The sequence below is a fragment of the Blautia sp. TF10-30 genome (assembly GCF_003481245.1).
Classification (GTDB): domain Bacteria; phylum Bacillota; class Clostridia; order Lachnospirales; family Lachnospiraceae; genus Fusicatenibacter; species Fusicatenibacter saccharivorans.
This window is the reverse complement of sequence record NZ_QUKM01000019.1, coordinates 26,202-40,624: the sequence shown is the minus strand read 5'-3', so window position 1 is coordinate 40,624 and position 14,423 is coordinate 26,202. Positions and strand designations below refer to the sequence as shown.

Sequence of the window (14,423 nt, the reverse complement as noted above, 5' to 3'; positions counted from 1 at the left end):
GTTGTTACTTATGCCGAATGTTGAAAAAATCACAAAACAGACGGAAAATCCGTTCGTAAATCTTTACCTGGTGGAAGGGACAAACAAAGTAAACCATCACTTCCGCTATTACGTGGCTTCCCGCGCAAAATCCATCGAGCAGATGAAGATCAAAACAAGGAAAAATACGCCGGACGGTGTGCTGATGTACAGTCTGTACGGGGAAAAACGCGACAAAATTGTCCTGGTGCGCCAGTACCGCGTTTCCATTGATGACTACATCTACGAATTCCCGGCAGGCCTGGTGGAACCGGGCGAGGAGTTCCATGAGGCTGCCGTGCGCGAGATGCATGAGGAGACCGGTCTTACGTTTCACCCGTTGAAAGTAGATCCCTGCTACGAGAAACCGTTCTTCACCACAATCGGCCTGACCGATGAAGCATGCTCTGCCGTTTACGGCTGGTGCGAGGGCGAGATCAGCCGCAAATACCTCGAAGAGAGCGAAGTGATCGAAGTTGTCCTTGCTGACCGCGAGGAGGCAAAGAGAATCTTAAAGGAAGAAAATGTAGCAATTATGTGTTCTTATCATCTGATGCATTTTATTCATGATGAGGAGCCGTTTGCATTCCTGAAATAAGTGGAGGGGAGCCAGAAAAACACAACCCCTGGAAGTTCTTAGCACGAACTGCCAGGGGTTGTGTTTTTCTGACTCCCATTTACGTTGTGGGGGACGGGAGGGTGAGGACTCAGGTGTAGTATTGGGCCTGGGTTTCGTAAAGATTGGCGTAGATGCCGTGGTTTGCGAGGAGGGTGTCGTGGGTTCCGTCTTCGGCGATGCGGCCGTGGTCGAGGACGATGATGCGGTCGCAGAATTTGCAGCTGCTCATGCGGTGGGAGATGTAGACAGCGGTTTTGCCGGCGGTCATCTGGCTGAACTGTTCGTAGATTTCAGCCTCAGCGATCGGGTCGAGGGCTGCGGTCGGCTCGTCGAGGATGACGAACGGGGCATCCTTGTAGAGGGCGCGGGCGATGGCGGTGCGCTGGGCCTCGCCGCCGGAAAGGTCGACACCGGAGCCGTTGTTGTTGTAAAGGCGGGTGCGGACGCCCTGCGGGAGTTGCTGTACACGGTCGGTGAGACCGACTTTTGCAAGAGAGGATTGCAAAGCAGCTTCATCAATCTCGGTTCCGGCGGCGATGTTTTCGTCGAGCGGGAGGGAAAACAGGTGGAAATCCTGGAAAACGACGGAGAATGCCTGCGTGTACTCTTTGTAGCTATATTTGCGGATGTCAATGCCATTCAGGGTGATGTAACCTGAAGTTGGCTCATACAGGCGGCAGAGCAGCTTGATGAGTGTTGTCTTTCCGGCTCCGTTACGGCCAACGAGGGCGGTTTTTTCGCCGACGGCAAAGGACAGTGTCACATGTTCGAGTACCGGAATATTCGTACCGGGATAAGAGAATGAGACATCGTGGAATGCAAATTCGTACTGGCCGTCGTCGCGTTTCTCAATCGGCAGTGTACCGTCGTAGGCCATAGACGGCTGCGCAATGAAATCCTCATAGGTCGAGAGATAGGAATTGATATAGTCGAACTCCGATCCGGTTGCGAGAAATGTCTGAAGATCACTCATGGCGCGTGTCACGGAACCGGCATACAGAAGAACATCCCCAATGGGGAGAACGCCGTACAGAGCCCTGGCGCCGATCACAAGGTACGCAGCGAAATTGGAAAGGAGCGAAAGCAGCGCGTTTTTTCCGTCTGTGATGGCGGAGAAGCGGGCGAAGTCGAGGTACATCGGCAGAAAGTGTTCCATGGCTTTTCCAAACTGTACGTCGAGAAAATGATCGAGATGACCGATGCGGATATCGTCCGCGCGCCGTTCTTCAAGCATCACATTAACGAGATAATTGGCAACCGAGTTGGAATGGTCGTTGCCCTGGTTCAGCTCTATCTTTTTCTGCGTACTCCTGCGGTTGATGCGGGAGGAAAGTGCAAGCTGCACACCACAGAGCAGGAGCAGTGCAAGCATCGAAAACGACGAGGTGAAAAAGTTATTCCTGCTGCTGTCGGACAGAAGAAACAGACGGAGCAGGAAAAACAGGGCATAGAGAACCGAGAGCAGGGAAGTGATCAGCGTATGAATGACAATGAGCTGGTCACCCACATTTCCCGATCCCATGGAGGAGACGTTGGTGCGCCGGATGGCATCCATCGTCTCTGTTTTTTCGAATTTCTCAAACTCCAGCTCCAGCGCCTTTGCGGTGATTTTCTGTTCCGTGCGTGCAAGACAGAGTTCTTTTTGGCCGTCGAGATACTGACGGCAGATTTTTTCAAACAATCCCAGCCCATACTGCGTAAGCAGAAAGACGACAACAGTATACAGACAGGCGCGGTACGACTTTGCAAGCAGTAAATTCAAAATTCGCGCCGAGAAAAACAAGGAGAGATACGGCAGCGTTGCAGCTGCAAAAGCGCTTCCGAGAAGCCAGAACAGCACGCGGTGATTGCCCTGGCTCACCATAGTTAAAAAGCGGCAGATGGCATGAAACCGTTCTTTCATTTTCATCAGATATCTTCCTCCGTTTCCTGATAATACTGGCTCTGCACCTCAAACATATGCGCATACGATCCGCCAAGGGCAATCAGCTCATCGTGGGTTCCGCATTCTTTGATCTTTCCGTTTTCGAGAAACAGGATCGTATCGCAGAAGCGTGTCGATGCAAGACGGTGCGAGATGAAAAGCGCAGTCTTATTTTTCAGCAGTGTGCTGTAGGTTTCGTACATTTTATTTTCCGAGATTGCATCGAGCGCAGCCGTCGGCTCATCGAGCAGGAGCAGATGGCAATTTTTATAGAGTGCCCGCGCCATCATCAGTTTTTGCATTTCACCGCCGGAAAGCGTAATGCCGTCGTCCGCCATATCCTTGCCAAGATAGGTTTCTTCTTTCTGCGGCAGACTTGCAATTTTTTCCCAGAGTCCGGCGCGGATGAGTGCTTCTCGGCAACGGTTACGATCGGTCTCTTCCAGTGGGGAGCAGCTCACATTTTCTGCAATCGAAAACGAGAGTGCAAACGGGTCCTGAAAGACCGCCGCGATTGCTTTGTAATACTGTGCCGGATTCAGACTGCCAAGGGGAATGCCGTTGATGGTGATATTCCCTTCCGTTGGCTGATATAGCCCGCAGATCAGCTTGACAATGGTGGATTTTCCGGCGCCGTTGATGCCGACAAGTGCCGTATGCTCGCCCGCATGGAGTGTAAAACTGACATCATCGAGGATCCTTTTATCGCCGCCCGGATGGGAAAACGAGACGTGGGAAAAGCAGATTTCCAGCGGTTTTTCCTCCGCAAGTTCCGGCCGGAACGGCAGCGTGTGGCCTGCAGGGAACGGGAGATCGAAGAATTCCCGCAGCCAGCGGATCTGCTCGAGACAGAGCACGGATTTGGAGAGCGCGGCGGTGATCTCGTTAAAATATGAAGAAAAACCGGAGACGGCACCGAGCGCAAGCACAAAGCCGGATACGGTCATCGTGCCGTGGGATAGACGGTAAATCAGAAAGCCATAGCAGATTCCGTCGCGCAGAAGCTGTAGTGTAAGTGTCAGCAGATCATTTGCAAAGTAGGCGCTGCGGATGCGGAACAGAATTTTCTGATACCGCTTGTTGAGCTGGCGATAAACACCATCGAGCCATCCGTTCAGCTGATACAGACGGATATCCTTTCCGGCGGATGTGTTGTACGACTGTTTCTGGAAATAGCGCTGCGATACTTCAATTTCAGACAGATCGTCTCTGCGGCGGACTTCGTAAGAAGCCGCGCGGCGGTAGCTGAGAAACTGCAGAACCGAGAGCACAAGCAGCAGAAGAATGATAGCCGGATGGACGGTTCCGATCAGTCCTGCGTAGAGAATCAGCCCAAGAAACGAAGAATAAATTGTGACATCGTATCGGAACATGCCTTCCACGCCGACCCAGTTGCTGCAGGTGGCTCCGACGGCTTTTTCGGCGAGCTGCAGCGTTTTTGGTTCTGTCAGAACCGCATAATCTATCTGCATGAAATGACAGAGAAGGCGGCGCGTAAAAAAGCCGGTCCGGAATTCGGTATACTGCCAGGCGTTCCGCGATTGCAGAAAGGTGTGGCTGACAAAAACAACGGCATAGCAAAGAAAGAGAACGAGCGTTCCAAGTGCAAATCCGGAAAAGCCGCTGCTCTGTTCCAGAAACAGGAGAATCCCGGCAGGAAGCAGAATCCCGAAAAAGCCGGTGAGCACCTGTGAGACGATTTCGAGTGCCTGAAAGAGAAACGGCTTTTTGCTGTAATGCCACAGCTCCCGATGAATATAAATGTAGTTAGACCATAATGAATACATAAAGACCTCCTCTGTCACATGTCTTTCGTGAACTGTAGTTATCCTACCATATTCATGCAAAACACGGGGGAAAAGTACGTAAATGGAACAAAAAAGAACGCGAACAGCAAAAAAAGTGTTCACGTTCTGCAAAATTTTTCTGTAGAATCATCGGACAAAATCAAAAAATTCTGGAAAGAGCTTTTTACAGCGGCAGCATAATCTCCGTCACGAAAACGCCGGGCTCGTTCTGCCGGTTGATATATCCTTCGTACTTTTCCACAACAAGATTGATCCGTTTCAGCCCATGCCCGTGATTTCCGCGCTTCGTGGTGATATACTCGCTGTCCAGCTTCCGCACAGTATCCTTTGTTGCATTCGTAACGGAAATATACAGCTGGTTTTTCAGCACACCAATATAAAGCCGGATATAGGGATCCGCAAGGCCCTCGCATGCTTCCACCGCATTGTCAATCAGATTTCCGATCAGCGCGCAGAGATCAATATCACTCACCGTAAGATTGGCCGGGCAGGCTGCCTTGTAATCCACGCGGATGCCGTTCTTTTCGGCGAGTGAAATTTTGGAATTTAAAATCGCATCGAGATTCACATTCCCCGAGTCGCAGAGCTGGTTGACCTGATCGAGATCATTTTCGAGCAGCCCGAGATATTCCTGCAGCTTATCATACTGTCCCATCTCAACATATGCCTTCATTGACTGCAGATGATTGTGGTAATCATGGCGCCAGCCGCGCATTGTCAGATAGATATTCTGCACTTCCTCGACCTGGCGGGCGAGAAGCTGGTTCTGGTATTCGATATTTTTGCGTTCCAGATAATGGGATAAAAATGGAATGTGCGCCATGAAACATCACCTCGGTTCGTTCGGAATTGGAAATTAAAAAATGCAAAACCTTTAAAACGCATTCGGCCGGTAAAACTGCAGGAACGCATGGTTGAGTGATGCATAGCATCCGCGGCTGACCGGAATTTTTGTTCCGTCCGACAAGAGACATTCCGTCCGCGTGATCCGCTCCACATGAGCGAGATTCACAAGATAACTCCGGTGTGCGGCCGCAAAACATTCTCCTGTCCCACCAGAAGCCTGCCATGCGGCGGAAAGCTCTTCGCGGAACTCCGACAGATTTTTCTTAAACGTTTCCGTGCCGGCGGCCGTATGCAGCGTCAGATAATGATTATCGGACTCCACAAAAAGCAGGTCAGAGAGAAACAGCTTCTGCGTCTCTCCGCCAAGTGAAAGCAGCAGATGCGGCTTTTCCTGTCCGCGCATCGCCTGCAGTTCGTCGAGCAGCGGAAACAGTGTGTCTTCCGTCACCGGCTTTAAGAGATACCGGAACGCCTGCACCTCATATCCTTCGAAAACATATTCTTTATGATTCGTCAGAAAGAGAATCGGCACCTCACTGTCCGTTTCACGGATTTTCCGCGCCAGCGCCATGCCGTCCATTCCGCCGAGATCAATATCGAGAAAAATGAGATCAAACGGATACGAGCCGGGATACTGGAACAGAAAAGCGGCGGAGTCTGAAAAGGCTTCCACGGTCAGAGGAAGCCTTTTTCGCTCCGCAAAGGTGCGGAGCAGCAGTTCCATCCGGGAACGCTGCGCCGGTTCATCTTCGCAGTAAGCAATTCTCATGTTATTCACCCAAACATTTTTTGAAGAAGTTATCGTAAACGGTAATCATTTCCTCGGTCCAGAATGCGGCACCGCCGTGGTCTGCGCCGCGAAGAAGATACAGCTGTACATCTTTTCCGGCATCCTTTAATGCGTGGTAGAGATCGACACTCTGCTGGCAGAACACCATCGTGTCCTTGGTGCCGTGTGCGATCAGCATCGGCGGGAAATCCTCGTTCACGTATGTTTTGGAGCAGGCTGCCTTAGCCTCCTCAAGATGCTCGGTGATGTCATAGCCCATCAGCATGCCCTCCGGGCTGTCTGGTTTCTGATGGTTCAGCGTTATCGGATAGCCGTACGGCAGTGTCACATCAACAGCTCCGTACAGATCGATAATACCGCATACCTCGCAGCTTTCCTCATTGATCGGCTCGTCAAGTTTTCCGCTCTTTGCGGTCATGCCGGCAACGGAAGAAACCTGTCCGCCGGAAGAATCTCCCATCAGGAACATCTGCGATGGATTCAGCTTGTATTCCTCCGCATGCGCACGCAGAAAACGTACCGCATTTTTTGCGTCGATGATCTGCGCTGGGAAATGTGCGATTCCGCTGTGACGGTATTCGACGATTGCAACAACGTAGCCGCGCTGCGCCAGACGGGCGATCATGCCGACCTTCTGGTAGACATACTGTTTCATCCAGGCGGATCCCTGAATAAATGTGATGCACGGCCAGGTGCGCTCCGGGTGCGCCATCTGGAATGGTGTGAAAATTTCCAGATGAAGATTGTGCGCCTCGTCGTAGACAACTTCATGCGCATAGCGGATCTCAATTTCCTCTCCGGTCACCGGAATTTCCACGGCGCCGTCTACCGCGTCTGTGTAGTCCGGCATTGTCTCATACGTGTAGTTTGATGGTTCAATGATCATGTGTAAAAACCTCCTTTTTCTAAAACCCCTTTTTCGGTCCGAAACAGCAATCCACAGGATTTACAATTTCTTCGACTCCTCATATGATTTTAACTCGGAAAGCGCCTCACCTGCAAGTGGATACAGTGCAATAATGTTGAAAATTGTCATCAGCCCGATGCCGACATCACCAAGATCCCACACAAAAGTGTATGCGGCAATACCGCCGATAAACAGCATTACAAGTGCAAGAACCTTGTAAGCGGTCTGGAAACACCACTTGTCACCGAACAGGTAGGCAACGTTGCTTCTGGCATAGAACAAAATGCCGAGGAACGTGGAAAAGCTGAACAAAAACAGCGTAAGTGCAATGAAAATCACACCGAATTTTCCCAGATGATACTGCATGGCGGTCTGCAAGAGATCCATGCCGGAAAGGCCATTAATCAGATCCTTTGGTGCAAGCAGCATAATCATTGCGGTGCAGCTGCAGATGACGATTGTGTCAACAAAAACGCCGAGCGCCTGTACAAGGCCTGCTTTGGCCGGGCGGTCACATTCTGCGGCGGCAGCGGCGCATGGAGCGGAGCCGGAACCGGCTTCATTCGAAAACAGACCACGCTTTACACCGTTCATCAGAACAGCACCAAAACCGCCGGCTGCCATCTGACGAAGTCCGAAGGCTTCCTCAAAAATGCGTGCAAACACAGAAGGAATCTGACGGAGGTTGACTGCGATGATAAACAGTGTGATAAAGAAATAGCAGACTGCCATGACAGGAACTATAAAATCCAGCACCTTTACGGTTGCATTTTTCCGCAGTACGATGATTGCAGAAAGAATCACCAGCATGATACTGGTGTAAAGCGGCGGAATGGAAAATGCATTTTTAAAAGAAGAAGCCACGGAGTTGCTGATTACCTGACTGATACCGCACCAGCAGATCAGACCGGCAATGGCAAACAGAACAGCCGGCAGAACGTATCGTTTTTTCTTCTTGAGGTGGTCTTCAACCAGATCGTGAATGTAGTAGGCAGGACCGCCGCGGTAGCCGCCGTACAGAGGATCTTCTTCTTTGTGAAGCTGTGCGAGCGTAGCTTCGATAAACGCGGTAGACGAGCCGATGATAGCCGTCACCCACATCCAGAACACAGCACCTGCGCCTCCGGCGGAGACTGCAGCGACAACGCCGACCAGATTTCCCATACCGACACGCGTTGCGGTGGAAACGATCAGTGTCTGAAAAGAAGAAAGGCTGCTTTTTTCATTTTTCTTTTCCGACAGGGCACGGATCATGTCCGGGAACAGACGGATAGGAAGAAAACGTGTCCGGATCGTAAAATAGATGCCGGTTGGGATCAGCAGAAGAATCAAAAGGGAGATTCCGAGACTGCCGCCGCCCGGGAGCGGAATCGTAAAAAGATCGCCCCAGAGAAAGTTGTAGACTGTGGTGATGAGATTGACAATCATGTTTTCAAAAACCCTCATTTCAAAATATTTGCGGCACTGTGAAACGTCAAAGCATAAAAGCACCGTTACCTGCTATTATATCGGTTTCTGTTTGGAATGTAAAGAAGGGAAGAGAAAAGATAAGAGGCAAATATCAGCTTTTTCCGAAACCAGAAAAAGTTGATATCTGCCTCTTAAAAATTTTTCAGTCGTATCAAAAGATCAGCCTGCGAGATGCAGCATCTCGATCAGGAACAGCCAGCTCAGGCCATAGAATGTAACGACAGCGACAAGGTCGTTGACCGTCGTGATGAGCGGACCGGAAGCAACCGCCGGATCGATGTGGATCTTTTTGAAGAACAGCGGAATGCAGGTGCCGACGGCACTGGAAATCAGCATTGCCAGCAGCAGTGCGATGCCGATGCAGGCGGAAACGGAAAATGCGAACATCATGGTCTTTCCCTTGAATAAGAAGATGAAAAGTCCGATGACAGCAAAGGACAGAACACCAAGCAGAAGACCATTGCAGAAACCGATGCGCATTTCCTTGAAAACAAGCTGTAATTTCTGTTTTCCGGTCAGGGACTCATCCATCAGGACACGGATGGTAACAGCCAGGGACTGGGTACCAACGTTTCCGGCCATGTCGAGGATCAGGGACTGGAAGGTCATGATGATCGGAAGGGTTGTGACAACCTGTTCGAAAATACCGACTACAGAAGAAACCAGCATGCCAAGACCGAGCAGGATGATCAGCCATGGAAGACGTTTTTTCATACTGTCTTTTAACGGCTCTTTTAAATCCTCCTCTGCGGTCAGACCTGCGAACATCGCGTAGTCCTCACCCATCTCATCATCAACCAGGTCGATGATGTTTGATGATGTGATGACACCGAGCAGGCGGTTGTCATTGTCGAGGACCGGAATAGAATCCTCGGAATAATCCTTCAGTTCTTCGATACACTCGTTGATCGGCTCCTCTGCATATACGTACGGGTAAGAAGTTACGGTCAGATCCTCGAGCGTCTCGTCGCGTCTTGCGATGATCAGGTTTTTCAGATCGATCGCTCCGTAAAATTTCTGCTGCGCATTGACAACAAAGATGGTAGAGATGTTGTCGTTCTTTGCGGCCTGATCGATCAGGCTGCTCATCGCCTGTTTGACATTCAGATCCTCGCGGATGATGATGCAGTTTGTCGTCATGCGGCTACCGATTTCATCTTCATCGAAGGAGGCGATCATCTCAATATCGTGGCGTACTTCCGGATCGAGCAGTTCGATCAGAAGTTTTTTCTTTGCTTTGTCGAGTTTCTGCAGAACCTCGGCCAGTGCATCGGTCTCCATTTTGGAGAGGATGGAAGCGGCTTTTTTGACATCCATCTCTTCGAGGTACTCGGCTACGTTGTCGGATTCAGCATACTCAAAAATATCGGACAGCATGTCCGTGTCCAGAATGCGGTACAGTTTGCATCGCTCCGGAACCGTTAAAAGCGGCAGAACATCTGCCAGGTCATTTTCGTGGTAATCTTCCAGGCGGCTGCCCATGACAGCCGGAGAAGAGTTACTGCGGATTGTATCCAGGATCTCCTGGGTATAATCCTGTACTCGTTTTTCCATTTTTTCGTTATCCTCCATTCTTTTTTTTGACAGCAGAAAAAAACATGCGTGCTGTCGGTGCGAAAAAGCATGTTGGAACCCTCACAGGGCAGTAAAAGCACACGAAAAAAGAACCAGAGAATTACGTTTCAAAACTGGTTTGGATCATGTGTCTTACTTCGGGTTTTCATAGGATAAGAAGGGAAAATATTTAAGATTAAAGCAGGACAGAAGGATGGCCGTCATCCTGCATATTTTCCGGTTCCCGTCCTATGCTGGTACTTCGCCCATGAGAATCACAACTATCCATTCTGTTCACCTGCCTTTTTTTAGAAATTTTTTGATCAAACAGCCGTTTTTGCCGGTCTGTTTCGCTTGAAATACGGGATTCAAAAATCATCCCTCAAGTATTCTAACTGCTTTCCAGAAAAAAATCAATTCCTATTTTGGTAAAATTTTCGCAACATTCTTATCTCGTTTCTGTTTCTCCTCGTAAAGCATTGCATCCGCATGCGCGAGCATCTCCGGAAGTGTGGAATCCATGTCTTTCGGAAGCAGATAAAAGCCGGTGGAAACGGTAATATTATATGCTTTTTCGTTCGTTCTATTAAAAATGTCGAATGCGGAGTGCAGCGTCCGGTACAGATCCCTGGACATTGTTTCGTCGGAACACGGAACAAGATATGCGAATTCATCGCCGCCGATGCGTCCGCAGACACCGCGTTTGCCGATGGAATCCTGCAGAAACTGTCCGACAAGGCGGATGGAGAAGTCCCTTTCTTCATGCCCGTATCGGTCGTTGATGATCTTTAAATTATTGAGATCCGCATAGACGGCAAGCAGGATGTGCTAAGAAAATAATTGCAATTGTCTAAAAAATGTTTGAGCTCTGAATTCACAGACAAAACTTTATAGAAACTTAAGATTTTCCTTTGCGGACCTAAAGATTCCTTTGGTACAGTAAGGATGAAAACAAAAGACATCTGGCAACTTGAGGGAATTTGCGGTACAATCATCTTTGAATCATGTGGGAGGTCCGGCGCGGAAAAAAAGTGCCGGAAAAGAAAAAATGAAAGGTGGAGAAAGAAGAAATGTACAACATTTTAGTATGTGATGATGATAGAGAGATTGTAGACGCCATTGAGATTTATCTGACCCAGGAGGGCTATCATGTGCTGAAAGCATATGACGGCATGCAGGCCATCCAGATGCTCGAGAGGGAGGAGATTCAGCTGCTGATTATCGACGTCATGATGCCGAAACTGGACGGCATCCGTGCGACGCTGAAAATCAGGGAAAAGAGCAGTATTCCGATCATTATTCTGTCCGCAAAATCAGAGGATGTGGACAAAATTCTGGGACTGAACATCGGCGCGGATGATTACGTGACGAAGCCGTTTAACCCGCTCGAGCTGGTGGCGAGGGTGAAATCTCAGCTGCGGCGCTACACGAAACTTGGAAATCTTCCGGCGGACGACGGAGAAAATGTGTATCAGGTCGGCGGGCTTCTCGTCAATGACGATTTAAAAGAAGTCAGCGTCGAGGGTGAACCAGTCAAACTGACCCCGATCGAATATAACATTCTCCTGCTGCTGGTAAAAAATCCAGGCAAGGTATTTTCGATTGAACAGATCTACGAGAGCATCTGGAACGAGGAGGCGATCGGTGCGGACAACACCGTTGCGGTCCACATTCGTCACATCCGTGAGAAAATCGAAATCAACCCGAAGGAGCCGCGCTATCTGAAAGTTGTATGGGGAATTGGGTATAAGATTGAGAAACAATAATAAGGAGTGAATAATTGTGAAAGAACGAAAACTCTACAGCCTGACGGGGAAGCTGATCGTTTTTCTTCTGCTGATCGTTTTTGCCGCCAATGCGCTGTTCGGGGGCATTCAGACACTGATGCTTTCCAGCGTCGGCCTGACGCCGAATGCGGCAGCAAAAAAGTATGCGTTTGAAGAAACCACCGCATGCGGCACACTGGTGCAGCGGCAGCTTCATAACGTCATGAGCTACTATAATGATATGAGTAAATTCGGCACAAACGGTCGATACGACGGAACAAAAGAGATTGATTACCGTGCCTTTGCAACCGATGGAGAGGGAAGCGGCGGGATAAGTACAACGTACACCATTGACCAGCTTGTCAAGATGTACGATGACGGCAGCAGCGCAGACCTCAATGAGGTGGCAGCGTATACTGCGGACAATTATGCGACGAACGATGCCGGAATTGACAAAGAAGCCTATCTTGCATACGAAGATGGAACTGACGTGAGCCAGGAAACAGAAGAGACGGATGTAGCCGCACTCACCGAAGAAGTGAGCGCGGCAGATGCAGAGACGTTTGACAGCTTTTCCCCGGACGGCGAGGTCTACTTTCCTTCCGATAATGCAGTGAAAAGCCTGAAAGAGAAAAAAATTGATCCTGCTGATGTTTCCTCCCAGTTTTTGTATCTATACGATCAGGGAATGAGCCTGGAAACGCAGAAAACGAAAGCGGGAACGTACCTCTATGAGTACGCGGCGGCAAATCTGAAAAAGGTATCCATCCGCGATCTGTATATGACACTTTCCGGGGTCACGGAAGAAGTTGCTGCTTTTAAAAACCAGGAGAGCGGCATCAGCGTCGATGCGGACGATGCCAATCTCTGGTACTGTCTGGAGGATAAAGAAGGAAATATCTATACGAATGTGGATTCCTGGAAAAATGGTTACACAACAGCCATTGCGCAGAAATCGCCCTATCCGTTCGCCTTTGCTGTTGACCGGACCGGCGGTGCCGACAAAGTCCGTTCTTATGCAACAAGAAAAAACAGCCCGGCCGTGGAAGCAGCGAGAAGCTATCTACTGAACAATCAGATTGCAGATAATTATCAGAAGATCTTTGTTGCACTGGATCCGGATCTGGCAGCAAGCGACTATTTCTCCCAGTACAGTGAGATCTACAGCCAGTGGCTTCCGAAAATGCAGCTCCTTCTTCTGATGATTGCAGTTGGCGGAATCGGAACGCTGGTCTGCCTGGTCCTGTTCACACTGCAGGCAGGAAGAAATGGAAAAAACAAAGAAATCCGCCTTTACTTTTTCGATCAGTGGTACACGGAAATCGCAGCTGCAGCCGCCATCCTGATTGTGATGGGAGCAGTTGGAATCGTTGCTGTCTGCATCGAACTTTCCTACGGCGGCGTTCATTATATCCAGAATTTTGACGGAAACTACATCTACAGCGGATCCTATGGAAATGAAGCAGATACATGGCGAAGCCTGGTGGCCGCATCGGGCATCCTCGCCGGATTTCTGATCACACTGATTCCGTACTGCTCACTGGTGCGCCGGATCAAAGCACGCAACGTCTGGAAACAGTCGTTTTTGTACTGCGTCGGCCACCGGATCGTGTCTGCCGGAAGAACCTTCTATGAAGGCAGACAGGAGTCGGAGCGAACGATCCTTATGTTCTGCGTTTTCTGCGGCGTGCAGATCATTCTCTGCTGCGGCTTCGGAATGTTCGGCGTATTCCTTACCCTGGTGATGGATGCCGCAGTGCTGCTTCTTCTGCTGCGCGAGGCATCCGGAAGAAAACAGATTGAACATGGCTTAAAAGAGATTGCTGCGGGCGATCTGGATTACAAGATTGACCTGACGGAGCTGCAGGGGGAAGACAACCTTCAGCTTGCCGGAATTGTCAATTCGCTCGGAGAGGGAATGAAAGCGGCAGTGCAGGAGCAGATGAAGAGCGAGCGCTTAAAAGCGGATCTGATCACCAACGTATCCCACGATATCAAGACACCGCTTACTTCTATTATTAATTATGTCGATCTGCTGAAACGGGAAAATATTGAAAACGAGAAAGCGAAAGATTATATCCGCGTACTCGACGAAAAATCACAGCGCCTGAAACAGCTGACGGAGGACCTTGTCGAGGCATCGAAGATCAGCTCCGGAAATATTAAACTGGAATTCATGAACCTGAACCTGAATGAACTGGTACAGCAGGTGAACGGAGAATTTGCGGAGCGGTTCGAAGGCCGCAATCTCGACCTGATCTGTATTCTCCAGCCGGAACCGCTTCTGATCCGTGCGGACAGCCGCCGCATCTGGCGCGTGCTTGAGAACCTGTACGTAAATGTCTGCAAATATGCCATGCCGGGAACACGGGTTTATGTGGATGCCATCAAAAAAGACGGAAAGATTCAGCTCTCGATTAAGAACATTTCCGAGAACCCGCTGAACTTCCAGGCAGATGAACTGACGGAGCGTTTTATCCGCGGCGATGTCAGCCGGAGCACCGAGGGCAGCGGCCTGGGTCTTTCAATCGCAAAGAACCTAACGGTATTGCAGCATGGAAGCTTCAACATTTATCTGGACGGCGACCTGTTCAAGGTTACGATTACGTTTGATGAAGCTGTAAAGGAGAAAAAACCGATGCCTCCGATGATCGTACCGGAAGCGGTACAGGAGGAAGCACAGCAGGATGCCTGAGAAGTGTTGAAAAATAAAAGAGAATA

General features: G+C 49.8%; 11 protein-coding genes. 3 read left to right on the top strand and 8 right to left on the bottom strand.

What is annotated here, in order from left to right:
- The first annotated feature begins 10 nt into the window (after nt 1-10).
- Nucleotides 11-616, top strand: coding sequence for an NUDIX hydrolase (locus tag DXD02_RS13955; protein WP_055219153.1), 606 nt, complete (start codon nt 11-13; stop codon nt 614-616).
- 109 nt (nt 617-725) lie between these two features.
- On the opposite strand, the gene DXD02_RS13950 is transcribed toward DXD02_RS13955, so the two are convergent.
- From DXD02_RS13950 to DXD02_RS13910, 8 genes are all read right to left on the bottom strand, one after another.
- Entirely contained in the window at nt 726-2,546 is a 1,821-nt protein-coding gene (locus DXD02_RS13950) for an ABC transporter ATP-binding protein (RefSeq protein ID WP_055219155.1), read from the bottom strand.
- A complete protein-coding gene (locus DXD02_RS13945) occupies nt 2,546-4,348 on the bottom strand; it encodes an ABC transporter ATP-binding protein (RefSeq protein WP_055219157.1) in 1,803 nt (600 codons plus the stop codon). Before DXD02_RS13945 ends, DXD02_RS13950 begins: the two co-directional genes overlap by 1 nt.
- A gap of 184 nt (nt 4,349-4,532) precedes the next feature.
- Nucleotides 4,533-5,192, bottom strand: coding sequence for a sensor histidine kinase (locus DXD02_RS13935; RefSeq protein WP_055219159.1), 660 nt, complete (start codon nt 5,190-5,192; stop codon nt 4,533-4,535).
- A 51-nt stretch (nt 5,193-5,243) separates the two neighbouring features.
- Nucleotides 5,244-5,984 carry a LytR/AlgR family response regulator transcription factor gene (locus tag DXD02_RS13930; RefSeq protein WP_118667006.1) on the bottom strand — a complete coding sequence of 247 codons (741 nt, stop codon included), beginning with the start codon at nt 5,982-5,984 and terminating at the stop codon, nt 5,244-5,246.
- Nucleotide 5,985: 1 nt separating this feature from the next.
- The gene (locus DXD02_RS13925) at nt 5,986-6,891 is read right to left on the bottom strand and encodes an alpha/beta hydrolase (RefSeq protein WP_055219163.1); all 906 of its coding nucleotides are present in this window, start codon (nt 6,889-6,891) and stop codon (nt 5,986-5,988) included.
- 60 nt (nt 6,892-6,951) lie between these two features.
- Entirely contained in the window at nt 6,952-8,340 is a 1,389-nt protein-coding gene (locus DXD02_RS13920) for an alanine/glycine:cation symporter family protein (protein WP_055226893.1), read from the bottom strand.
- Between the two features lie 201 nt (nt 8,341-8,541).
- Entirely contained in the window at nt 8,542-9,936 is a 1,395-nt protein-coding gene (gene mgtE / locus DXD02_RS13915) for a magnesium transporter (RefSeq protein ID WP_022461398.1), read from the bottom strand.
- Between the two features lie 420 nt (nt 9,937-10,356).
- On the bottom strand, nt 10,357-10,758 hold the full coding sequence (locus DXD02_RS13910; RefSeq protein ID WP_179973075.1) for a GGDEF domain-containing protein: 402 nt from the start codon (nt 10,756-10,758) through the stop codon (nt 10,357-10,359).
- Between the two features lie 248 nt (nt 10,759-11,006).
- Between DXD02_RS13910 and DXD02_RS13905 the strand changes: the two genes are divergently transcribed.
- Both DXD02_RS13905 and DXD02_RS13900 read left to right on the top strand, forming a co-directional pair.
- Nucleotides 11,007-11,702, top strand: a complete 696-nt coding sequence (locus tag DXD02_RS13905; RefSeq protein ID WP_022461396.1) for a response regulator transcription factor — start codon at nt 11,007-11,009, stop codon at nt 11,700-11,702.
- 16 nt (nt 11,703-11,718) lie between these two features.
- Nucleotides 11,719-14,397 (top strand): sensor histidine kinase, encoded by a 2,679-nt coding sequence (locus tag DXD02_RS13900; RefSeq protein WP_118667005.1) that lies wholly within the window; start codon nt 11,719-11,721, stop codon nt 14,395-14,397.
- The last annotated feature ends 26 nt before the right edge of the window (nt 14,398-14,423 follow it).

Excerpts from the sequence above, each read along its gene's own strand:
- DXD02_RS13955 (WP_055219153.1), top strand. The coding sequence starts at position 11 with ATGCCGAATGTTGAAAAAATCACAAAACAGACGGAAAATCCGTTCGTA.
- DXD02_RS13950 (WP_055219155.1), bottom strand. The coding sequence starts at position 2,546 with ATGAAAATGAAAGAACGGTTTCATGCCATCTGCCGCTTTTTAACTATG.
- DXD02_RS13945 (WP_055219157.1), bottom strand. The coding sequence starts at position 4,348 with ATGTATTCATTATGGTCTAACTACATTTATATTCATCGGGAGCTGTGG.
- DXD02_RS13935 (WP_055219159.1), bottom strand. The coding sequence starts at position 5,192 with ATGGCGCACATTCCATTTTTATCCCATTATCTGGAACGCAAAAATATC.
- DXD02_RS13930 (WP_118667006.1), bottom strand. The coding sequence starts at position 5,984 with ATGAGAATTGCTTACTGCGAAGATGAACCGGCGCAGCGTTCCCGGATG.
- DXD02_RS13925 (WP_055219163.1), bottom strand. The coding sequence starts at position 6,891 with ATGATCATTGAACCATCAAACTACACGTATGAGACAATGCCGGACTAC.
- DXD02_RS13920 (WP_055226893.1), bottom strand. The coding sequence starts at position 8,340 with ATGATTGTCAATCTCATCACCACAGTCTACAACTTTCTCTGGGGCGAT.
- mgtE (WP_022461398.1), bottom strand. The coding sequence starts at position 9,936 with ATGGAAAAACGAGTACAGGATTATACCCAGGAGATCCTGGATACAATC.
- DXD02_RS13905 (WP_022461396.1), top strand. The coding sequence starts at position 11,007 with ATGTACAACATTTTAGTATGTGATGATGATAGAGAGATTGTAGACGCC.